Source organism: Acetoanaerobium pronyense (genome assembly GCF_017874355.1).
In the GTDB taxonomy this organism is placed as follows: Bacteria; Bacillota; Clostridia; order Peptostreptococcales; family Filifactoraceae; genus Acetoanaerobium; species Acetoanaerobium pronyense.
The window spans coordinates 1-21914 of record NZ_JAGGLI010000042.1; the positions used below are offsets into that span (position 1 = coordinate 1).

Here is a 21914-nt window from a genome sequence, read left to right on the forward strand (position 1 = left end):
TTGAAAATCATAGGTTCTATTTGCTTTGCCCTTCTTTAAATCTTTTGTACGTTTTCTTTAAAAATCTTTTCTTGACATATTACCAGATTGCTTTTTCCCCTACTATTCTAAATGTATGCTTTGTACCACTCTCTTTTCCTGATAATCTATCCAGGTGAAGCTTAGAAATTCTTTCTTTATCCTCACTGTATACAACTTCCATAAAGTTAACTGACCTTAATCGATTCGCATCTGATTTTAGAATCTTTTCTGCTATTGGATTAAATATTTTAAACTTTCCATCCTGCAATACCATAATAGCCTCTACAGCATTTTCAAATAATAGCTTGTATTTTTCTTCGCTTTCCCTGAGAATTATATTTATTCTTTTTTCCTTAATTCCCCATATTACTACAGATACAAGAACCAGCCCTATCATTAGAGTAATATGCCTCAGGTTCGAATAATCTCTTACATATTCAGCTTGGGTTGTCTCCATTGCATCTGAATACCCTATAGCTATGAAGAACAAATAAATCGTAAGTAAGAATGCTGTCAACTTTTTCAAACCCTGTGCCTCCAGTCTTGTTATCTGATTAGTTATATGTGAGGATTTTCCGATAAGAAATAATTATACTCATATTTTTTATAATTGAATGATATAATATTAATAATATAGTTCTATACCCATTTTCTGTTACTTCTAAATACCCGGAAAACGTTTTTTGAATTTTATTTTCAACTATTTTTTATCATATACTATAAAAGGGAGTGATACAAGTAATGATAAGTGTACATACCTTAGATTCTTTCACAAGCGTACTTGACGGAGGCAATCCTGCAGGAGTTGTATTAAATGCTGATCATTTATCAGAAGAGGAAATGCAAAAGATAGCCAACAAGGTTGGTTTTTCTGAAACAGCATTTGTCATGAAATCACATAATGCGGATTTTAAAGTCAGGTTTTTCACCCCTTCTGACGAGGTAGATTTATGTGGCCATGCTACAATTGCTACCTTCAAGCTTCTTTTTCTAAAGCAAATCATCACATTTGGAAATTATACTCAAGAAACTAAGGCTGGTATTTTAAATGTAGAGATTAGAGATCCTGGGCTTGTGTTTATGAACCAGAGCCTTCCTTCTCATATGGGTGAGATTCCAAAGTACAAAATCGCTAAAAGTCTAGGAATATCTGAGTCTGATATCATAGATGATCTTCCTGTGGAAATGGTCTCAACAGGGCTTTTGGATATTATCGTTCCTATAAAATCACTTGAAATACTAAAATCTATAGAGCCTGATTTTGATATGGTTTCTGAAATAAGCAAGGAATATGATGCAGTGGGTTATCATATATTTACAAAGGAAACTCTTCATAATAAGACATGCTCATGCAGAAATCTAGCACCACTTTATGGAATTCCAGAGGAAGCTGCAACAGGTACTGCAAGCGGTGCATTACTTTCTTATCTTTTCAAGCATGAGCTTCTTGATAATTATGAGGATGTGACCTTTGAGCAGGGATATTTTATGGAAAGACCTTCCCTTATTTATGGTTCTTTAAAGATATCCGAAAATAATATAGAAAAGGTAATCATAGGGGGCGACGCTGTGATTGCCAATGAAATCAAGCTTTATCTCTAAAAAATTAAGATGCATCCTTCTTTTTAGGAAGGTGCATCTTTTTTTAAGGTATATTTATTTGAGGAGCTTTCTACTTATGATATGCTCTACCTTTCCTTTATAAAAGGCTATATCACTTACTGCTAGATGAAAATGACCATGCTGATTGTCGGAAATCATTATTCCCATGCTTTTCATCTTTGTCTTATTTATCTTAAGTACAGGAATCCTAATATATTTATAATATGCCTTGAATTCATCAAATGAAATATAGTGAGTTTGCCACTCATGGGGCTTGGTCATAAAAGTACGATGAAAGTATATACTATCTTCCTTGAATGTAGTCCTGATTACTAGTCTATATTTTTTTCCATCTCCCATGATTTTAATGCATACACCATCATATTCATCACTATACTCGATGTTAATAATAGAGGTTTTAAAAGCAGCATAACTTTTGTCACCCAATTTTGATGAAACCTCTCCATTAAAAATTATTTCTTTGTCATCAGATATAAATATCTTACTCTTTGAACTTCCTCCAATTATATCGTCTGTGAGGGCCTGAAGTTTAATATCCTCTTTATTTTTTCCCCAAATTGTTTTTAGTACAACCATAAAAATCTCCCCTTATAGCTTCTTGCCAAGAATCTTTTCCACCATAGGAGCTCTAAGAAGGTGTGCAGTTGACGTATCTTGCCCTATAAGAGGCCTTAGATAGCTTTTGAATTCTTCTGTCACATGATTTCCTGCTTTGTTTATAAAGTGCTCTGGCATACATTTTGTGTATTTTGCTACCCTTTCAAGAGGAGTTAGTCTGTAGTCTACAGAGTAATCTCCTGTGCGGTGTATTGTAATAGAGCCATCCATATTGTGCCAAAGAGCATATTGAGCCGCTCTTTCTCCAACTTCCCTAGCCTCATGCTGATCTACCTCTGATACGCATCCCATAAAAGATCTCTGAAGATATCCAAAGGTGTCTGACCTTACCCTGCTTATTCCAAGATTTTCTTTTACGTATTTTGCAAGTTTTTCGCCAAGTGCGCCACTACCTGAAAGTACTATATTTCCATGTGCGTCATACTCCACCTTACTCATAAGCTCTTTTGCTATAGGTACTCCATCCTCATTTTTAATGCCTTCAGAGACTGCAATTACACATCTTCCGTATTTTGCATAAGTTTCCTTTACATCCTTTAAAAACTTTTCCTTATCAAAAGCAACTTCAGGAAGATAAATAAGATGAGGTCCATCATCTGGAAATTTTTGGGCAATAGCTGAGGCAGCTGTTAAAAACCCTGCATCTCTTCCCATCACTACCCCTATATAAACACCAGGAAGAGCTCTATTATCAAGGTCTACTCCGTTGAATGCCTGTGAGACAAATTTGGCCGCTGAGCCATATCCTGGAGTATGGTCATTTACAAGTAGGTCATTGTCTATAGTCTTTGGAATATGAATAGCTCTAAATTCATAGGATGATTTCTTTGCGTTTTCATTTACTATCTGAACTGTGGATGCGGAGTCGTTTCCTCCTATATAAAAAAAGTATCTGATGTCGTGGGCTTTAAGTACTTCAAATATCTCTTTACAATATTTTTCATCTGGCTTGTCTCTTGTTGAAAAAAGTGCAGATGATGGAGTTTTTGCAACAGATTCAAGGTTATGAGTGGTCTCTTGAGTTAGGTCTATAAAATCTTCATTGATGATTCCTCTTACTCCATGAACAGCCCCGTATACCCTGTCTACCTGCATGAATTTTCTAGCTTCAAGCACTACTCCAGCCATAGATTGATTGATTACAGCAGTAGGCCCTCCTCCTTGTGCTACTAGTACTTTTCCTTTTAAGCTCATAGATAGCCCTCCTTTTATTTAAATTTGAATATTCTCATAATTCTGTTTAAAAATAAAGGAAGACTTACGCCTTCCTTTTATGCAATCCTTTTAATCTTAAAGTCTAGATAATCACACGACACAAGATGATACTCTATAGAGTCCAGTTCTCCTTGGAGACCGAGCTTAAAAGCTTCTTGGCCATGAAGATGTCCATAAACCACCTTATGAACATTATACTCTTTAAAAAGATTTGTAAACATTGAATTTTCAAATTTGTCATTTGTGGGAGGATAATGAAGGACTCCAATAATTTCTTTATCTTTAAATTTCAATGCTGCCTCCAAAGAGTTTTTCAGTCTTTGGGCTTCCCTTTCATATATCTTTTGGTCTGCTTCTTCAAATTTTGTTTCGTTTGGGCATATCCATCCTCTTGTACCAGATATGACATAATCACCAAATTCATAGGCAGTATTGTGAAGAAAAGTGATACTTTCATATAGTTTGTTCATCTTCGATAGTGAGGCCCACCAGTAATCATGATTTCCTTTAATGACTATTTTTTTCCCTGGTAGTGCTTCTATTTCATCAAGGTCTGCCTTTGCTTCATCAAGGGAAATTGCCCACGATGTATCTCCAGCTATAATCACAAGGTCTTCATCAGCTACTTTTAAATTCCAGTCCTCAAATATCTTTTCCTTATATCCAATCCAGCCGAATATATCCATAGGCTTATTGGAGCTTTTTGAAAGGTGAAGATCTCCTATTGCATATATTTTCAATTTATCACCACTATTCTTTTTTTAGCTCATAAACAAGATTATTAATCTGATTTCTAAGGGTTATTATCTCATCCATGTCTGATACGTTGTTTACCGCATCAAATTTCTTTTGGAAAAAAGCTGCTTCTTCTATTTTTCCCATCCTTGTAAGCTCTTGAATAGACCTTACAATATCTTTTACTGTAATTGATTTCATCTCAAACATTACCTGCGCTCTTACTATCTCTTCCCTTATTTCACTCATTTCTTGGTCTAGATTAAATGCTGCATCTCCTGCTTTTTTTAATCTATCTGATATATCTGATGGAAGATAGTCGTTGTATTTGTACCTTAGGGAATGCTCTATAGTCGCCCAAAAATTCATTGAAAGAGTTCGTATTTGCACTTCTGCAAGTATCTCTTTTGTTCCTGCCACTGTTTGTATAGGATATTTAATTATAATATGATAACTTCTATATCCAGTTTCTTTATTGTTTTTTATGTAGTCCTTTTCATAAAGAACCGTCATGTCTTTTCTGCTTCTTATATAGCTTACAACAGTATATATGTCCTCAACAAATTGACACATTATCCTGATTCCTGCTATATCTTCTATTTTTTCGTCTATTTCAGATAAATCTATATCAAGCCTCTTGGCCTTATCTATGATTGACGATATTTTTTTTACTCTTCCTGTTACGAATTCTATCGGGGCATATTCTCCGTTTTCTGCAAGCTCATTTCTTATGTTTTTAAACTTCACCTTAAGCTCTTCAACTGCGTACTTATAAGGTACTAGTATTGACTGCCACTCTCTTAGTTCCATAAATCTTCCCCTTTCAAACAAACTAGTTTATAGAGTTTTGTAATAATACATCTTGCCATTTTCTATTTGAAATTCCACTTCATTGTTATCCATAAGATGTGTGATAAATGAACCTAAAGTAGAATAATAGTAATGATACTCTTTGTAATCAAGCTTAAGACCATTTAATTCAATAATATCGCTAAGAAGGTCTTCTCTAGTGTATGGCTCATTTAAAAACTCTTTAATCTGGTCTCTATATTTAAATACATTTTCCCTATTTTTTTCAACTAAATCCATGGTTTGTTCTTTATCATATACTTCCTTACTATGGCTTAGTAGAGCAAATTCAAAATCGGAATTTTTTATTTTATCAAGACTATTTAGATATTCTTCAAGGTCAAATATAAATGGGAAATCATATTTTTCCATTATATGATAATCAAAAAGTGCATCTCCTACATAAAATACCTTATCCTCAGTAATAATGCCTGCAAGGCCGTGACTATGACCTTTAAGGTCTACTATGTGAAATTTTATGTCGTTTAGCTTTATCTCACCTTCTATCAGTGAGTCCTCTATATCAAGGTCAAAAGAGCTTGCCTTTGCCTGTCCCAAAAGTCTTTTGTTTGGCTTAGCTCCATAGACGTAGGTATAAAACATCTTTGGATTTTCTAAAAACGCCCTAGACTCTTTAGCGCAATAAAATGAGCATCCTGAAAATGCATCTTTAATGGGTCTGTAGGCTTCAAAATGGTCTAGATGTTCGTGACTTGTGATGCAGTATCTTGCCCTTAGCTCATTTTTTTTGAAAAACTCTGCAAGTCTTCTTCCTCTTGAGGTAGAAAGTCCTGGGTCTATGACAAGTATAGATTTATCTTTGAATGTAAATATCCCTGTGTTTGTTCCACCCTTTATGTAAGAGCTATGTCCCTTTATTTTTTTAATCTCCATTTTTTCCCTCTATTTCTAAACTATAATCTGCCTAACTACTCTTAACCTTTATTTTTTTAAACAAATTACTTATTCACCTTTTCATAATAATATGCATAATTACTTTATGATATAATATAACTAACCTTAATTATTATATCAGAAATCTATGAACTTTTTTTAAAAATACTATTTAGAAGAGCTATAAATTTTATTATTTTAATATAAATTATATAAAGGAGAGTTTGATTTGAATAGATATACAAAGGTAAATACGTTAAAAGGTACATATTATACTAAGGATTATGAAAAAAAGAAAAAAAATATGATTAAAATCAGAAAAGTTCTTGAAGAGACTGTAAGAAAGTTTTTCAAAAATAGAGATGCCGAGGTTCTTGTTTATTTCGAAGAGACTGAAAAGGAAATCCTCATCACTCCTGATTCACCACCTGAGGATATAAAAAAATACTTGGGAGAAAAATTTTTAGGATAGAGAAAAAGAGTAGCCTAGCTATTTGCTAAGACTACTCTTTTTTATTGGTTACATTTTTATTTACTTTATTTGTATTATAAAGCCTAGAAAATCTAGATAGAGTTATTTAAATAGCTATATTTTTTATTTAGTGGCTCTATTGCCTTGATTATAGCGCTTCCAAGACATACATCACTTTCATAAATTACTGCTACCTGTCCTGGTGTCACTGCTTTTACAGGCTCGTCATATACTATATGAAGACTGCCATCTTCAAGTTTATCTACAGTGACAGGTATATCCTTTTGTCTGTATCTAAACTTGGCTGTGCATTTTAGTGGAAACCGTGGCTCTTCGTCAAGTGTCCATGAAGGATCTTCTCCTACAAGGGATACTGAGTAAAGTGCTTCGTTTTTTTCGCCTTGGGCTACGTAGAGAATGTTTTTCTTAAGGTCTTTTCCTACTACAAACCATGGTTCTCCTGAACCTACTCCACCTATTCCAATTCCTTTTCTTTGGCCTAGGGTGTAGTGAATCAGTCCATGATGAGTGCCTATCTTTTCACCATCAACTGTAATCATATCTCCAGGTTTTGAAAGAAGGTATTTATCTAAAAATGCATCAAAATCCCTTTCTCCTATAAAGCAGACTCCTGTTGAGTCTTTTTTAGTTGCAGTAAAGAGCTTGTGTTTTTCAGCAATTTCTCTTACTTCCTTCTTTTGAAGATTCCCTATTGGAAAGATTGTCTTTGAAAGTGCTTTTTGCCCTATCCTCGAAAGGAAGTAGGTCTGGTCTTTATTTTCGTCTATACCTCTTACAAGACAGGCTTTTCCATCTCTTTCCTCAACTCTTGCATAGTGACCCATTGCTATATAATCCGCCTCAAGCTTTAGTGCATAGTCAAGAAAGGCATTGAACTTTATCTCCTGATTACACATTACATCAGGGTTTGGAGTCCTTCCTTTTTTATATTCATCAAGGAAATATGTAAAGACTCTGTCCCAATATTCCTTTTCAAAATTTACTGTATAGTATGGTATCCCCAGCTGGTCGGCTACTCTTCTTACATCTTCATAGTCCTCTGTAGCTGTGCATACTCCGTTTTCATCTTTTTCATCCCAGTTTTTCATAAAGATTCCAATTACTTCATATCCAGCTTCTTTAAGAAGAACCGCTGATACAGAAGAGTCTACTCCTCCGCTCATTCCTAAAACTACTCTTTTTTTCACCTATATCATCCTTGCTTTAAAAATTTCCCACTACCTTATCTACAGTATATGGGTTTTAAAACCAGACCTTTGTTATGAGAACCATTATGATAAAGTATATAAAAAGTACTCCAAGTCCTAATGGAATCAATATGGAATACTGAGCTAGGCAGATAGCCATAAAATCCTTGAGTGTCAGCTTTTCCATCTCCTCATTAGTCTTTAAAGTCTCACTCTTTTCGTACATAAAAAGTCCTCCCTTTACTGGTTTCAAATAATTATATCATACTTTAAGTAGGTAGTGGTAATCTCTCTAATTTTCAATCGTCATATCAACATAGTGACAAGCCACAAAATGGCCCTCTCCCCTATCTTTAAATTCCGGAACCTCAAGCTGGCATACATCCATGGCATATGGACATCTTGTGTGAAACTTGCATCCTGGAGGAGGGTTAGAAGGTGATGGTATATCTCCTCTAAGTATTATCCTGTCTCTCTTTGCAGTAGGGTCAGGCACAGGTGCAGCGGATAAAAGGGCCTTTGTATATGGATGAAGTGGATTTTTGTAAAGCTCTTTGCTGGGAGAAAGCTCTACCATTGACCCAAGATACATAACCCCTACCCTTGTAGATATATGTTCCACAACTGAAAGGTCATGGGATATAAATAGGTAGGTAAGTCCTCTTTCCTTTTGCAGGTCCATCAGTAGATTTATAATCTGAGCCTGAATAGACACATCAAGTGCAGAAACCGGCTCATCCGCTATTATAAATTCTGGATCTAGTGCAAGTGCTCTTGCAATACCAATCCTTTGACGCTGTCCTCCTGAAAACTCATGGGGATATCTGTCTATATGGTAGGCTGCAAGTCCACAGTCTTCTATGGTTTTTATAACTTTTTTTCTTAGTTCTTTTTTGTCTTTTATAATTCCGTGATCTTCAAGGGCTTCTCCCACAATCTGACCTACTGTCATCCTTGGGTTTAGTGAGCTATATGGGTCTTGAAATATCATCTGCATCTTTGGACGAAGTGCTCTAAGCTCTTTTCTGCTCAGTTTGTTGATGTCCTCCCCTTTGAAGTAAACATGACCACCAGAGTTTTCAAATAGTCTTATTATGGCTCTGCCGGTTGTAGACTTGCCACAGCCTGATTCTCCAACTATTCCTAGGGTTTCTCCCTTATAAATATCAAAGCTTACTCCATCCACTGCCTTAACATGACCTACTGTTCTTTGAATTACCCCACCTTTAATAGGGAAGTGTTTTTTTAGATCCTGTACGCTAAGTATTTTTTCCTGCATTACTTCACCCCCTGGTCATAAAGGAAACATGCTACTCTATGCTCCCCATCTTCATTTTTTAATTGAGGTATTTTTGTCTTACATATCTCCATTGCATGAGGACATCTTTCGTTAAAGTAACAGCTATCCTTCATTCCTATAGGATTGGGTACCTGACCTGGAATAGAATAAAGTCTATCCATTTCCTGATTTACTACCGGTTTTGATTTTAGGAGTCCCTTGGTATATGGATGAAGAGGGTCTTTGAATATATCAAATACTGAGCCTTCTTCAATTACCTTTCCTGCATACATTACTATTACATAGTCTGCCATTTCAGCCACAACCCCAAGGTCATGGGTGATTAGCATTATTGAAGTGTTTGTCTTTTCTTTTATATCTCTCATAAGATCTAGTATCTGAGCCTGAATAGTAACATCTAGAGCTGTTGTAGGCTCATCTGCTATAAGTAGCTTTGGGTTACATGAAAGTGCCATTGCTATCATTATCCTCTGTCTCATACCCCCTGAAAGCTCATGAGGATAGGCATCTACGATAGCCTCTGACCTTGGTATTCCAACTAGCTTTATCATCTCTATAGCTTTTTCTCTAGCTTTTTTCTTATCTAGTTTTTGGTGAAGCATTATAGCTTCCATAATCTGGTTTCCTACTGTAAATACTGGGTTTAGTGAAGTCATTGGCTCCTGAAATATCATAGATATATCATTGCCCCTTATTTTCATCATCTCAGAATCAGAAAGCTTTGTTACATCCTTGTCTTCGAACTTGATGCTACCTTTTACTATCTGACCTTGAGGCTCTGCGATTAATCTCATCAAAGACATTGCTGTAACTGACTTACCACATCCAGATTCTCCAACTATACCTACTGTTTGTCCTTTATTTATCTTATAGCTTACCCCATTTACGGCCTTTACTGTTCCAGCTTCAGTGTAAAAATAGGTATGCACATCATTGAATTCTACAAGTGTCTCTCTCATTTTGCTCCTCCTACCTCTTTAGTTTTGGGTCTAAAGCATCTCTAAGTCCATCACCTAGCAGATTTATAGACATAACTGTCACAAAGATACATACTCCAGGGGGTATCCAAAGCCACGGTCTAAACTGAAGATTATAAAAGTTATTCGCGGCCTGAATCATATTTCCCCAAGATGGTATAGGAGGATTAACTCCAAGTCCTAAGAAGGATAATGCTGATTCTGTAAGTATTGCACTACCTATTCCAAGGGTTGCAGATACTATAATCGTAGGAATTACGTTTGGTATAAGATGCTTCATTATTTTTCTGCTGTCTCTTATTCCAAGTGCTTCGGCTGCCTGCATAAACTCCTGCTCTCTAAGGGAAAGTATCTGTCCCCTTATAAGGCGAGAAAGTCCAGCCCAGCTAAGAATCCCTATTATAAACATTACTATAAATATCCTGTTTTCAGGAGTGACTTTGCGATCACTCATTACTGCTGAAAGTATTATAAGTATAGGAAAAAAAGGTGCTGCCATGAATATATCCGCCATTCTCATAAGAAGGTTGTCTACCCAAGCTCCATAAAATCCAGAAAGCCCTCCAACTGTAGTGCCCACAACTACCGATATAGATACCGATACAAGTCCTACAAGAAGGGATATCCTGCCTCCAAGCATTAGTCTAAGGAGTACATCTCTTCCTATGGAGTCAGTCCCTAGCCAGTGCTGAGCACTTGGAGCCTTATTAGCGTTTAGTATATTTGTCTGAATAACGTTATAAGGCGATAAAAGTGGTCCTATAAATGAAAATATAAACATAAATACAAGTGCAAAAAGCCCTGTCATAGCAAGCTTGTTTTTTCTTAGCCTCCTAAAAGCCAGCCTCCAAGGGGACTCAATAGTATCGTTGTTTTGTTTTTTTATTTTTATTGTTTCTGTAGCTTCTGCCATTATTATCCCTCCCCTTATTTTAGTCTGACCCTAGGGTCAACAGCTGCATAAAGTATATCTGAAAGTAGATTTCCTAAAAGAGTAAGCGCTGCAAGCATCATATTAAAACCCATAAGCAGTGGGTAGTCTCTTTTACTAAGGGACATAAGGGCTATTCTCCCTATTCCAGGATATGCAAATATTTGTTCAGTTATAATCGCTCCACCAAATAGTGACGGTAGCATCATTCCAAGTATTGTAACTACTGGTATAAGTGCATTTCTAAGAGCATGTCTATAAATTACAGTCCTTTGACCAAGACCTTTTGCTCTTGCAGTTCTTATATAGTCCTGTCTTATTACTTCAAGCATTGCAGTTCTTGTATATCTCATAAGAGAACCTACTCCTGTAAGTCCTAGTACCATTGAAGGAAGTATCAAATGCTTTCCTACATCTAGTATATGAGCAAGACCTGTATTGTTGGCTCCAGCTGTACTCATCCCCGATACAGGGAAAATAGGTAAATCTATTGCAAAAAATTTAATTAATAAGAGTCCAAGAAAAAAACTAGGCATCGCTATACCCATAAGAGCAAATACTGTAGCTCCCATATCAAATTTTGAGTACTGCTTTGTAGCCGAAAGCACACCTACCGGCACTGCTATAAGTATAGACAGCATATATGCTATCGAGGCAAGTATAAATGAGTTCCAAACATAATCATCAATTACCTCTGTAACCGGCTTCATAAACTGAAGAGAAAGACCCAAATTTCCCCTTATTGTATTTGATGCCCAATTTATGTATCTTACTAGCAGTGGTTTGTCAAATCCATAAAGAGCCTTTAGCTCGTCTATTCTCTCCTGAGAGGCTCCCATAGACATGTTGGCATCTATAAAATCCCCTGGTGCAAGAGCAAACAATCCAAATATGATTACAGATATACCAATAAGTATAGGAATCATCTGTATTAAACGTCTAGTTAGATATTGCCTCATTAAAAAGATCCCCCTTAGAATTAAAGCCCAGTCAATGCAGACTGGGCTTTCAATTTTTATTCTTAATCAGCTATAGTAACTTTCCAAAGATCCTTAGTAAATGTTCTGTACGGTGATACGTTGAAATTTTCAAGTCTAGAATTTGCAGCCCACATATCACTTCTCTGGTAGATTATTATTACAGGAATATCCTCATTAAGAATTCTATAAAGATCTCCATATATCTCTGCTCTTTTGTTAAAGTCTGTCTCAGCAACTCCATCTATCCAAAGCTGATCTGCCGCTGGATTAGAGTAGTTGTATTTGTTTTGAGGTCCGCCAGTTCTGTATACGTTTGATGCAGAACCTGGGTCTGGTGTAAGAGACCAAGCAAGGAACCACATCTCTGCAGCATAGTTGTTGGTTTTGTCTATTAGAGTAGGGAAGTCAACATATTCTACCTTGAAATCTATTCCAAGCTCCTTATATGATTCAATCATCATAGGAAGAAGGATATCAAGTACCGGGTGGTCAGACATTCCAGTGAAGAATATTTCAAATTTTTCTCCATCCTTGTATCTAAAGCCGTCATCTCCCATTTCCCAACCAGCTTCGTCAAGTAAACTTGCCGCTTTTTCAAGGTCATAGTCATATGAGTTTATTCCCTCATCTGTAAAAGACCATGAAACTCTTGATTGAGGTATGTTAAGGACATTACCATATGGTCCATATATGGCTTCTGTTGCATCTTTTCTATTTATTGCGTAAGTTAGAGCCTGTCTTACTCTTACATCAGAGAATTTTGGAAGCTCGTGGTTCATTCCTAGATATCCATATCCGTTTGTCGGGAATATGTGAAGGTCCACAAAACCTGCCGCCTTTAACTGCTCTACATTTTCTACGCTTACTGTAATATCTTGCATATCTATTTGACCAGAGATTATCTCCTGCATTTGAGTTGCATTTGAAGTTACCTTAAATATTACATTAGGTATTCCTGGAGTTCCCTGCCAGTAATTTTCATTTGCCACTAAAGTAACAGTTTGACCCTCTTTGTAATCTACAAATTTATAAGGCCCTGAGCCCATTGGCTTTGCCTGAAGGTCTCTAATTGAAGATAAATCACCAAATGTATATCCCTCTCCATAATAAGCTTTAGGTATTATTCCAAGTGTAAAGAAGTAAATAACTTCTGCGTTTGGCTTTTCAAGAGTAAATTCGATTGTTTTTTCGTCTATTACCTTGATTCCTTCTATGCTGTCTGCTTGTCCGTTTTTATATGCATCTACGCCTAATATCCCGTATTTTCCTATGTCGCTAGATGCGTCATATGTAGGATCTGCAATTACAAGATATGAAAACTCTACGTCTTCTGCTGTAACAGGAGTTCCATCAGAAAATACTACTCCGTCTTTTATAGTAAATGTATATTTCACATCGTCTTCTACTGTCCAAGTGGCAATAGCATCATCAATTGGCTTACCTTCTTCATCTACTCCTACAAGTGGCTCAAACAAAAGCTCATATATCTGCCTATCTGGTACAGTCTGCCCAAGTTGCGGAATAAATACCCCATTAAAATCATCTGTTCCAATTACTATAGTGTCTTTTCTGTCAAGCGCTGCCTGTGGATTTCTACTAGTATCAGTAGCTTTTACAATATCTACCGATTGGGACGTAAGGTCAGCTCTTTCGCCTCCCCCTTCAGCTGGTGCTTGTGTTCCTCCACCACATCCACTAAGCGCAAGCATACTAGCTAATGCTATGGCCGCAATTCCTTTCCATTTCAACTTCTTCATTTCAACACTCCCCCTTTGTTTAATTATTAAGAAAATTTTGTATATAATATATTTTCTATATCTTACTAAAATTATGTAAAGGTGTCAATTAAAATTTAACATAAAAAAATCCGAAGATGAAATCTTCGGATTTTTCATAATTTTTTAAATTCTCACTAAGAATTTTGAACTAGCTTCTTTTCGTCTATAATTTTTTGGGCCATCTGAGAAGGTACTTCTTCATATCTAGCAAACTCCATCTCAAAATAACCTTTTCCTTGAGTCATTGCCTTTAGGTCTATTGCATACTTGAAAGTCTCAGATTGAGGAGCTTCTGCATGAATCATCTGTTTAGTTCCTTTATAAGGCTCCATACCTAATATCCTTCCTCGTTTTTTGTTGATATCTCCCATTATGTCTCCCATATATTCTTCAGGAACTATTATCTTTAGCTTCATCACAGGCTCAAGAAGTACAGGCTTTGCTTCTTCCATTCCCTTTTTAAACGCAATGCTTGCAGCCATCTTAAACGCCATCTCTGAAGAGTCTACATCATGATAGGAACCATCATAAAGTATAGCTCTTATATTTGTCACTGGGAACCCAGAAAGAGGGCCATGCTCCATAGCTTCTCTTAATCCTTTTTCAACAGCAGGTATATAGGACTTTGGTACTGATCCTCCGAAAATTTCTTCTTTGAATTCAAAAGGCTCTTCAGATGGCTCAAATCTTATTTTAACATCCCCGTACTGTCCATGACCTCCACTTTGTTTTTTGTGTTTGCCTTGCACGTCGGATTTTCCTTTTATAGTTTCTCTATAAGGAACTTTGAGGTCAAGAAGATTTACATCTACTCCAAATTTTTCTTTGAGCTTGTCTTTTATATTATTTACATGTATTTCTCCTTGTACACCGAGGACAGTCTGCTTTGTCTCTGCATTTCTCTCCCAATTAAAGGATGGGTCCTCATCCATAAATCTATGAAGTCCAGATGATATCTTCTCTTCATCCCCACGATTTACAGGTTCTATAGCAACTAGCATCTGTGGTTTAGGAAAGATTAGCTTCTTATATGGTTCAAACTTGGTGCTAAAAGCAAGTGTATCTCCAGTTGATGTATCTTGAAGCTTAGTAAAGGCTACTATATCTCCAGCAACTGCTTTTTCAAGTTCTTTATATTCTCCATTTGTAAGGGCGAATACCTTTGGTATTCTTTCTTTGTGCCCTTTATTTATATTATAGAGTTCGGAGTCAGGTTTTACTGCTCCCTCATGTATTTTCGCAAATGAAATCTTACCTACAAATGGGTCTACAAGAGTTTTAAATATTTGACCTGCAAACTCTTCTTTATCGTATATATCTCCTTCATCAACTGGAGAAGGAAGATAATCCCATATCATATCAAGAAGGGTATGAATTCCTATATTTTTAGCAGTAGAGCCACAAAGCACAGGTATTATATCCCCGTTTAGCACACCTGCTCTAAGTCCCTTGTGTACTTCATCTACTGTAAATTTTTCTCCTGCAAAATACTTGTCCATTAGCTCTTCGTCAGACTCAGCTACAGACTCCATAAGCATTTCTCTTACAGGTTCTATCTTATCATCCATATCTGTAGGCATATCAACAGTAACGCACTCTTTGCCGTTATATTCTCTTGCAAATAAGTCAACTACATTTATAAATCCTTTAAAATCTTCAGCATGTCCCCATGGAACGTGAAAAGGAGCAATCTTCTTTCCATAACGCGCTCTTAGCTGTTCTACTATTTTATCATAATCAGATTTTTCACTATCTATCTTGTTCACAAAAATAAATCTAGGAGTTTGGTATTCATCTGTAAGTTCAAGAGCTTTGTCTGTTCCAACCTGAAGATCTGTAGTTCCATCTACTACAATTATGGTTCCTGATGCAGCAGCCATAGCTGATACAGTTTCGCCCTCAAAATCAAAGTATCCTGGAGTGTCTATAAAATTGTATTTGTGATTACTCCACTCAAGTGAATGTAGATTCATAGATGAAGTAAGCTTTGGCTCATCAGTGGGCTTTGAAATCTTGTTTGTAAGCTTAACAGTATAATTTATAGCTTCCATCAAATTAGATTTTCCCGAACCACTGTGGCCAAGGATTGCAATGTTTCTGATCTTGTCACTTTCGTAAACCCTCATAAGACATTCTCCCCTCCTGAGATGTAGAATTATTAACAGAAGATTCCATCATCTCTATGCAAAATTTTAAAATTTATTTTAAACTTGCCTTGATGTAATTATATCTATAGATAAGTGAAAAATCAAATCATTTATTTGAAATCTTCTGAAAACAATCTCAAAGAAAAAAGGACCCGGGGGGCGGATCCTTAATGGGGGTTATTTATATGGGCTTGAGATAATATTTATCTTATTGATAATTATTATCTTTCATTTATTATATACCATTTCGGTATAAATTAAAACAGTTTTTAAAAATTTTTTTATTTTTTCCAAAAATATTTTAGCATAGATAAAAAGTATTAATCTTCCTATATTTAATTCCCTATTCTTTAGCAAGTGTTCTTTATTAATCACTTTTATGTATAAATGTAATAGTTTTTATCTATTAATTTTATTTCTCCTTTAGTATTATAATATTCAGACATATCATATATAATTAAGATATGTAAGGTAAAGGTTTTCATAAGCAAATCTAAGGAGGTTTTTTTATATGTTAAAGGCAAGAAATGAATTAGCAACACTAAAGCCATATGTTCCAGGCAAACCTATAGAGGATGTAATGAGAGAGTTTGGACTTACAGAGGTTATTAAACTTGCATCAAATGAAAATCCACTTGGATGTTCTCCTGTTGCAAAGGAAGCTATAATAAAGCATCTTGATAATCTTAACCTTTATCCAGATGGAAACTGTACTTCTTTAAAAGAAAAAATAGCAGGTATATACTCTGTGTCACCATCTGAAGTTTCTTTATCAAGTGGTTCTGATGAGATGTGCGACCTTTTATCTAAGACATTTTTAGACCATGGTGATGAGGTTATTATGGCTGATATCACTTTCCCAAGATACATATCAACAGCTGTAATGATGGGAGCTGTTCCAGTAATTGTTCCTCTAAAGGACTTTACTTTTGATATAAAGGGAATGGCGGATAAGGTAACTGATAAGACAAAGCTTATATGGATTTGTAATCCAAACAATCCTACTGGTACTATGGTTCCTACATCTGAGATAATAGAGCTACTTGATAGCGTAAGCGAAGATGTACTTGTGGTTCTTGATGAGGCATACAGAGAGTTTGTAACTAGAGATGATTATATGATGGATAGCGAAAATCTTCTTTCAAAATATCCTAATCTCGTGATTATGCGTACTTTTTCAAAGGCTTACGGCCTTGCCGCTCTAAGAGTTGGTTATATACTTGCAGCTTCAAGTATAGTTACTGAAATAGACAAAATCAGAGGACCTTTTAACGTAAACTCTTTGGCTCAAGTTGCAGCATATGCAGCTCTTGATGATCAGGATTTTATAAAGAAGAGCTATGATGTAAACAAAGAAGGAAAAGAATATATCTATAAAGAGTTTGATGCTATGAATGTACCTTATGCCAAGTCAGAGACTAACCATATTTTCTTTGGTGTAGAAAAGGATGCTTTTTCAATCTTTGATGCTCTTCAAAGAGCAGGTGTAATCGTAAGACCTATGGGAGCTAAGCATCTTAGAGTTTCTATAGGAACTATGGAGCAAAACAAAAGATTTATAGAGCTAATCAAAGATATGCTATAAAAGCTTTAGTCCTTATAATAAGTAGTATAAAAAAATTAGTGTTAAATTTTTAAAGTAAAAAGCACCATCTTAAAGATATTTATATCTTTTTAAGAAGGTGCTTTTTTAGTTTCAATTACTCTTCATCTGATTCTTCATCATCTACATGATGAAATTCTTCCTCACCAAATATCTCCCAGAATGTCTCAGATACTTTTTTAAATTCTTCGTCATTTTCGATATTGTCAAGATTTAGCTCATCTCCATCTTCTTCATAGCTATAAAGAAGAACCTTGTCATCTTCAAGTGGCAATAAAGCTATATACTCTTTGTCTTCAACATCAAAAATTCCTATTACTTCGCATTTCATTTCTTTTCCGTCATCAAGAACTAAATCTAATGTTAGAGGCTCTTCATGATCATGATTGTGGTCGTGATCATGGTTGCATCCTTCTCCGCAATGTTGGTGGTGGATATGACCTTTTTCATGTTTTTTGTCCATAACTTCCTCCTTGATTCATAGTCTAATTTTATTTCTTATTTATTTACCCAATATATTGTATCATATCCACATATTTTCATCTCTGATTTTAATGATTAATTCTAATTATCTTATAGGGCATACTCCACTATCGCAACCGTCGTTATCAAGTTCAAATTCTTTTTCTTCATTTTCATACTTGGAAATAAGAGAAGGAACGAAGGATTTCATTTCTGCTTTGCGTTTTTCATACTCCTCTTCCTCTATGGACTCATATGGAAGAAGCTCATAGAAACTATCATCAAGGGGAAGGAATGAAACTGCAACAACAGTGTTCCAGTTCTCCCATACCCAGTCCTTTACCTCTTCCCATTCATTGTCCCTTACGTGAACTGTGATTGAGCAGTTGTGGTCTACATAGCTTTCCATAAAAAGTTTATAGTTTTCTAGCTGCTCTATTGCACTTATATCATACTTTGTTTTTCCATTAGGAGCCTTAACTGGGAACTCTACAACCTTAGTAGCAGGATTTGCAGGGTCTTGTCCAACTTCTGGGAATACTGGATAGCCAAGCTCCTCGCAAACCTTTAAAAGAGGGTCTGATGAGGATATCCTAATTCTTCTAATAAAATATGGAGAGTGTGAATAATGGACTCCACTTGACACTGTAGGGAGCTGAGAAAGAGTTCCTTCTGGTTTTACGGTAGTTATTAAAAGTGGCGGATTTTGTCCAAGCTCTTTTGCGTATTCATTTGCTGCTTTATGAGCTTCCTCTCTTAACCTTTCAAGAAGCTTCTTTTCTTCTTCTCTTGTCATAGCAGTTGCATTTATCATGTCCTGCCATCCAGTGAGTGAGCAACCAATTAGTTTGTCTCTGTGCTGTACTATATCCCATTTTGGAAGCTCTAGCTCAAGGAGAGTCATTCTGTATCCTGCTCTTGCAGAAAGACGCTGAGCCTCAAGAAGAGAGTCTATATCAAGCTCATTATTTTCAGTTACAAAAGCAAATACATTGATTGTTGTTAGATTACAAAGCCCTTTAGAGTCAAGAAGTATTTCACCACAAGGATTCACACCTTTCATATTTGGTCTTCTTTCCATAGCTGCTTCAGCATTTATGAACCCTGGCTCACCGCTATATCTCATTTTGTCTATCTGCCAGTTCAATTGTTCTCTTGAAGGTTTTTCTGTGTAGTAAATCGAGTTATTACTCATTTGTCTGTGGGCAATATCTGCATCAATAGACCATTTTCCATCTTCTTGTTTATAAAGATTTGATTTTGCATCAATAGAGGTTTTGTCGTTTTGGTCTACTATAACCATTTCTGCGGTCCTTCTAACTCCTCCTACTACTACGTTTTCTCCTATTATATTGGCAATATCAAGACAATCTACAGGCTCAAGCTTTACTCTCTTGTGGTTTTGAGATATTGCTTTCTTTCTTACTACCTGATCTATTTTTATGAACATCTGCTTAAGGCTTTCATGACCAGAAGCTGTACCACCAAAGGTTCTTAGCATTTCTCCTTTTTTTCTAACATTTGAGTAATCTATAATTATTGTTTTTACTTTCCTATAATCATGACTGCTAAGTATAGAAAAATAAAAATCTAAAGATTGAACCCAGCCTTCTTTTGAATCCCCGACTATAATTTCAGCCTTGTCTTCAGCAATGAAGTTTAGTGATGTGTTTTCAAGCCTATCTTCCATTGGTATAGGAGTATAATCCTTATGGATTAAATTATAATCAGTTCTTATCTTTGGAAGATCCTTTACATCTTCTTTTAATACTCTAACTCCTACTCCTGCCCCTATCATCAGTAAGTAAAAAAGGTCTTTAAAGGATTCAAATGAGTCTATGACTTCAAATGCGCAGTTAAAATTTGCCATTGGATAATGTCTTGATACCTCAGTATTTCCAATCCAAAAGGTCCTACCCGAAAGAAACTGCTTTAGGTTAAATACATTGTCAAAAAGTTTTTGTGCTTCCTCTGGTGATGTTTTCGCTAGACTTGTATTATATTCTACTGCCCTTCTTGCTGTTTCCCACCAGTATTCTCTTCTACCTTTTTCCTTTATATATCTAGAATAAGTCCTATAAAATACAAAACTTCCAAGTTCACCCATAGGTGACTGTCTATGTTTATATTTACTTATAAATTCATCTGTGATTAGCTGATGCTCACTTTTTTCTTTTTTAGGTCTTAGCCTATCTTGCTCACTTCTATATATTATATACTTTTTAGCTACGTCTTTTCTTGGACTGGCCATAAGCATGATTTCAACCATATCTTGAATTTCATCTACTTTTATTGGGGCTCTACTATCTGAAAACTGCTTTTCAATTTTTTCTGAAATTTCCTGGCTCAGATCTATATCTAACCCTTCTATAGTCTCACTCATTGCTTTTTCTATAGCATTTTTAATCTTCAAATAATCAAAATCCATTATTCGACCGTCTCTTTTTTCTATTTTCAACACAAACCCTCCTAGTCTAAAATGATAATCAGCTTAAGTACAAACTCTATAGTTTATGATATTTTAAAAACACAATATATAGTGTACCCCAAACCTCTATATACAATACTACCACAATATATTGTATTTGTAACAGGGAAATTAGACCTAAAAAAGCCAGCCCTAAAAAAGGCTAGCTGATATCCATTAGTTTCACTTGATTATAGCGATTATATCTTTTATAATTTCTGAGAGAAATTCTCCTTTTTTATATTTTCTTTTCGCGATTATTGATTCAGATTCTTTTTGGCTGCCCAAAAGCTCTTTGACATACCTTGGTCTTTCAATTATATTGTCTATTTCTCTATAAGTACTATCTAGGACTAATATGGTAGGAATCTTGGGCTTTCCGTTAATAAAGTAAGGTTCAAGATATTCTTCATTTGTATCTCTTTTAAGTATCTTCATCTTTATTTTAGGATTAATATTTGTAATATGAAAGATAGGAGGCATATTTATTTGACAATCCGGACACCATCCCTCAGCAAAAACCAGTATTTTAATGTCTTTATATATGCTTTTTATCTTTTCTTTTAAATTTTCATCTAGAGTTTCTACCACAAGTTTCAAGTATCTTTCCATTATCTCTTTATCTTCAATATCTAATGTTTTTAGAAAATCTTTGTAATCAAGTCCTTTTTCATAAAGCTCTCTAAAATTCATCTCTGTCTCCTTTTAAATCTCTGCATTCTTCATCTCAATAATTCGATTTATATATGGAGATTCAAATTCTCTAGCCAAAATATCCATATATACTTCGTCATATTTAGATGACCCTATGACTTTAGCTTCTCTTAATCTGCCGGCTTCCTTAAATCCTACTTTTTTATAGCAGCTTATAGCTATTTTATTATAAGAATATACTTTAAGATGCATGGAATTCATGTTTAGTATATTAAAAGCAAAATCAAGAATAAGAGAAATAGCTTCCTGCCCATAGCCTTTACCCTGCATATCCTTTTTCCCTATAAATATTCCAAGCTCAGACTTTTTATTGATATGATCTATATTAATTATACCCCCAATTCCAAGAAGTGTGTGGTTTTTTCTATCCACTATAGAAAAGTTATATGGCTCATTTTGAAGCTTTTCCAGTATCTCCCTTTCTTTTGTAGCTGTGATTAGAGATTGTGCACTCATCATTCCTATACTTATTTCCATATCATTTAACCATCTTGTACATAGTTCATAATCTTCGATATTTATTGGTGAAAGATAACATTTTTTTCCTTCAAGTTTTTTATAATACATCTTATCATCTCCTTAGGAAAGTCTTTTAATGATATTTAAAAACCACTGAAAAGGTTTAATTTTTCAAACTTTCTGATATTTTAGTTTATTATACTATAATTTGCGAATCTAAGGAGATTAATTTTCATTTTTTCAAAATATTTATAGCCTCTATTCTATAATGTCAAAATTCCACTATCAATTCACATAATCTGAGATTTCTAAGTGGGTATTTAGGCATTTTTTATCACAAATCAAAAAAAGCCTCAGCATAGCTGTGGCTTTAATTAATTCGCTGCGTCCTACTCTCCCAGGACCCTGCGGTCCAAGTACCATTGGCGATGAAGAGCTTAACTTCTGTGTTCGGAATGGGA

General features: G+C 35.3%; 21 protein-coding genes and 1 rRNA gene. 3 read left to right on the forward strand and 19 right to left on the reverse strand.

Features of this window, described 5'->3' with window-relative positions:
- Positions 1-79: 79 nt before the first annotated feature.
- Positions 80-547 carry a PAS domain S-box protein gene (locus J2Z35_RS13205; RefSeq protein WP_209661872.1) on the reverse strand — a complete coding sequence of 156 codons (468 nt, stop codon included), beginning with the start codon at positions 545-547 and terminating at the stop codon, positions 80-82.
- Between the two features lie 215 nt (positions 548-762).
- Here J2Z35_RS13205 and J2Z35_RS13210 point away from each other — a divergent pair, with 215 nt between their 5' ends.
- The gene (locus J2Z35_RS13210; RefSeq protein ID WP_209661873.1) at positions 763-1623 is read left to right on the forward strand and encodes a PhzF family phenazine biosynthesis protein; all 861 of its coding nucleotides are present in this window, start codon (positions 763-765) and stop codon (positions 1621-1623) included.
- Between the two features lie 54 nt (positions 1624-1677).
- Here the strand turns inward: J2Z35_RS13210 and J2Z35_RS13215 are convergent, their stop codons facing one another.
- From J2Z35_RS13215 to J2Z35_RS13235, 5 genes are all read right to left on the reverse strand, one after another.
- Positions 1678-2220: a CIA30 family protein gene (locus tag J2Z35_RS13215; protein ID WP_209661874.1), complete on the reverse strand. Its 543-nt coding sequence runs from the start codon at positions 2218-2220 to the stop codon at positions 1678-1680.
- Between the two features lie 12 nt (positions 2221-2232).
- Complete coding sequence (locus J2Z35_RS13220; RefSeq protein WP_209661875.1) at positions 2233-3456, reverse strand: 6-phosphofructokinase; 1224 nt, start codon at positions 3454-3456, stop codon at positions 2233-2235.
- Positions 3457-3533: 77 nt separating this feature from the next.
- Positions 3534-4217 carry a metallophosphoesterase gene (locus J2Z35_RS13225; RefSeq protein WP_209661876.1) on the reverse strand — a complete coding sequence of 228 codons (684 nt, stop codon included), beginning with the start codon at positions 4215-4217 and terminating at the stop codon, positions 3534-3536.
- A 10-nt stretch (positions 4218-4227) separates the two neighbouring features.
- The gene (locus J2Z35_RS13230; protein WP_209661877.1) at positions 4228-5022 is read right to left on the reverse strand and encodes a GTP pyrophosphokinase; all 795 of its coding nucleotides are present in this window, start codon (positions 5020-5022) and stop codon (positions 4228-4230) included.
- A 27-nt stretch (positions 5023-5049) separates the two neighbouring features.
- Entirely contained in the window at positions 5050-5955 is a 906-nt protein-coding gene (locus J2Z35_RS13235) for an MBL fold metallo-hydrolase (protein ID WP_209661878.1), read from the reverse strand.
- Between the two features lie 229 nt (positions 5956-6184).
- On the opposite strand from J2Z35_RS13235, the gene J2Z35_RS13240 reads away from it, so the two are divergent.
- Positions 6185-6427, forward strand: coding sequence for a hypothetical protein (locus tag J2Z35_RS13240; protein ID WP_209661879.1), 243 nt, complete (start codon positions 6185-6187; stop codon positions 6425-6427).
- A gap of 92 nt (positions 6428-6519) precedes the next feature.
- Here J2Z35_RS13240 and mnmA read toward each other — a convergent pair whose 3' ends face one another.
- The 8 genes from mnmA to J2Z35_RS13280 all read right to left on the reverse strand — a co-directional run bounded on the left by mnmA (position 6520) and on the right by J2Z35_RS13280 (position 15727).
- Entirely contained in the window at positions 6520-7635 is a 1116-nt protein-coding gene (mnmA, locus tag J2Z35_RS13245) for a tRNA 2-thiouridine(34) synthase MnmA (RefSeq protein WP_209661880.1), read from the reverse strand.
- Positions 7636-7690: 55 nt separating this feature from the next.
- Entirely contained in the window at positions 7691-7861 is a 171-nt protein-coding gene (locus tag J2Z35_RS13250) for a hypothetical protein (RefSeq protein WP_209661881.1), read from the reverse strand.
- A 66-nt stretch (positions 7862-7927) separates the two neighbouring features.
- On the reverse strand, positions 7928-8914 hold the full coding sequence (locus tag J2Z35_RS13255; protein WP_209661882.1) for an ABC transporter ATP-binding protein: 987 nt from the start codon (positions 8912-8914) through the stop codon (positions 7928-7930).
- Positions 8914-9894 carry an ABC transporter ATP-binding protein gene (locus J2Z35_RS13260; protein WP_209661883.1) on the reverse strand — a complete coding sequence of 327 codons (981 nt, stop codon included), beginning with the start codon at positions 9892-9894 and terminating at the stop codon, positions 8914-8916. Before J2Z35_RS13260 ends, J2Z35_RS13255 begins: the two co-directional genes overlap by 1 nt.
- A 10-nt stretch (positions 9895-9904) precedes the next feature.
- Positions 9905-10825, reverse strand: a complete 921-nt coding sequence (gene opp4C, locus J2Z35_RS13265; protein ID WP_209661884.1) for an oligopeptide ABC transporter permease — start codon at positions 10823-10825, stop codon at positions 9905-9907.
- Between the two features lie 14 nt (positions 10826-10839).
- Complete coding sequence (locus J2Z35_RS13270) at positions 10840-11802, reverse strand: ABC transporter permease (protein ID WP_209661885.1); 963 nt, start codon at positions 11800-11802, stop codon at positions 10840-10842.
- 62 nt (positions 11803-11864) lie between these two features.
- Positions 11865-13580, reverse strand: coding sequence for an ABC transporter substrate-binding protein (locus J2Z35_RS13275; protein WP_209661886.1), 1716 nt, complete (start codon positions 13578-13580; stop codon positions 11865-11867).
- 155 nt (positions 13581-13735) lie between these two features.
- On the reverse strand, positions 13736-15727 hold the full coding sequence (locus J2Z35_RS13280; protein WP_209661887.1) for an elongation factor G: 1992 nt from the start codon (positions 15725-15727) through the stop codon (positions 13736-13738).
- A 532-nt stretch (positions 15728-16259) separates the two neighbouring features.
- On the opposite strand from J2Z35_RS13280, the gene hisC reads away from it, so the two are divergent.
- Positions 16260-17333: a histidinol-phosphate transaminase gene (hisC, locus tag J2Z35_RS13285; RefSeq protein WP_209661888.1), complete on the forward strand. Its 1074-nt coding sequence runs from the start codon at positions 16260-16262 to the stop codon at positions 17331-17333.
- Between the two features lie 115 nt (positions 17334-17448).
- Here the strand turns inward: hisC and J2Z35_RS13290 are convergent, their stop codons facing one another.
- The 5 genes from J2Z35_RS13290 to rrf all read right to left on the reverse strand — a co-directional run.
- The gene (locus J2Z35_RS13290; RefSeq protein WP_209661889.1) at positions 17449-17814 is read right to left on the reverse strand and encodes a DUF1292 domain-containing protein; all 366 of its coding nucleotides are present in this window, start codon (positions 17812-17814) and stop codon (positions 17449-17451) included.
- 105 nt (positions 17815-17919) lie between these two features.
- A complete protein-coding gene (gene nrdJ / locus J2Z35_RS13295; protein WP_334300527.1) occupies positions 17920-20274 on the reverse strand; it encodes a ribonucleoside-triphosphate reductase, adenosylcobalamin-dependent in 2355 nt (784 codons plus the stop codon).
- 189 nt (positions 20275-20463) lie between these two features.
- Positions 20464-20973: a thioredoxin family protein gene (locus J2Z35_RS13300; RefSeq protein ID WP_209661891.1), complete on the reverse strand. Its 510-nt coding sequence runs from the start codon at positions 20971-20973 to the stop codon at positions 20464-20466.
- 12 nt (positions 20974-20985) lie between these two features.
- Positions 20986-21561, reverse strand: coding sequence for a GNAT family N-acetyltransferase (locus J2Z35_RS13305; protein ID WP_209661892.1), 576 nt, complete (start codon positions 21559-21561; stop codon positions 20986-20988).
- Between the two features lie 268 nt (positions 21562-21829).
- Positions 21830-21914 (reverse strand): 5S ribosomal RNA (gene rrf / locus J2Z35_RS13310); the annotation flags it as partial.

Bases quoted from the DNA above. Each gene is read 5' to 3' on its own strand.
- J2Z35_RS13275 (WP_209661886.1), bottom strand. From the start codon at position 13,580: ATGAAGAAGTTGAAATGGAAAGGAATTGCGGCCATAGCATTAGCTAGT.
- J2Z35_RS13230 (WP_209661877.1), bottom strand. From the start codon at position 5,022: ATGGAACTAAGAGAGTGGCAGTCAATACTAGTACCTTATAAGTACGCA.
- J2Z35_RS13260 (WP_209661883.1), bottom strand. From the start codon at position 9,894: ATGAGAGAGACACTTGTAGAATTCAATGATGTGCATACCTATTTTTAC.
- J2Z35_RS13215 (WP_209661874.1), bottom strand. From the start codon at position 2,220: ATGGTTGTACTAAAAACAATTTGGGGAAAAAATAAAGAGGATATTAAA.
- J2Z35_RS13255 (WP_209661882.1), bottom strand. From the start codon at position 8,914: ATGCAGGAAAAAATACTTAGCGTACAGGATCTAAAAAAACACTTCCCT.
- J2Z35_RS13290 (WP_209661889.1), bottom strand. From the start codon at position 17,814: ATGGACAAAAAACATGAAAAAGGTCATATCCACCACCAACATTGCGGA.
- J2Z35_RS13250 (WP_209661881.1), bottom strand. From the start codon at position 7,861: ATGTACGAAAAGAGTGAGACTTTAAAGACTAATGAGGAGATGGAAAAG.
- J2Z35_RS13300 (WP_209661891.1), bottom strand. From the start codon at position 20,973: ATGAATTTTAGAGAGCTTTATGAAAAAGGACTTGATTACAAAGATTTT.
- J2Z35_RS13235 (WP_209661878.1), bottom strand. From the start codon at position 5,955: ATGGAGATTAAAAAAATAAAGGGACATAGCTCTTACATAAAGGGTGGA.
- hisC (WP_209661888.1), top strand. From the start codon at position 16,260: ATGTTAAAGGCAAGAAATGAATTAGCAACACTAAAGCCATATGTTCCA.
- J2Z35_RS13220 (WP_209661875.1), bottom strand. From the start codon at position 3,456: ATGAGCTTAAAAGGAAAAGTACTAGTAGCACAAGGAGGAGGGCCTACT.
- J2Z35_RS13305 (WP_209661892.1), bottom strand. From the start codon at position 21,561: ATGTATTATAAAAAACTTGAAGGAAAAAAATGTTATCTTTCACCAATA.
- J2Z35_RS13280 (WP_209661887.1), bottom strand. From the start codon at position 15,727: ATGAGGGTTTACGAAAGTGACAAGATCAGAAACATTGCAATCCTTGGC.
- J2Z35_RS13270 (WP_209661885.1), bottom strand. From the start codon at position 11,802: ATGAGGCAATATCTAACTAGACGTTTAATACAGATGATTCCTATACTT.
- opp4C (WP_209661884.1), bottom strand. From the start codon at position 10,825: ATGGCAGAAGCTACAGAAACAATAAAAATAAAAAAACAAAACAACGAT.
- J2Z35_RS13210 (WP_209661873.1), top strand. From the start codon at position 763: ATGATAAGTGTACATACCTTAGATTCTTTCACAAGCGTACTTGACGGA.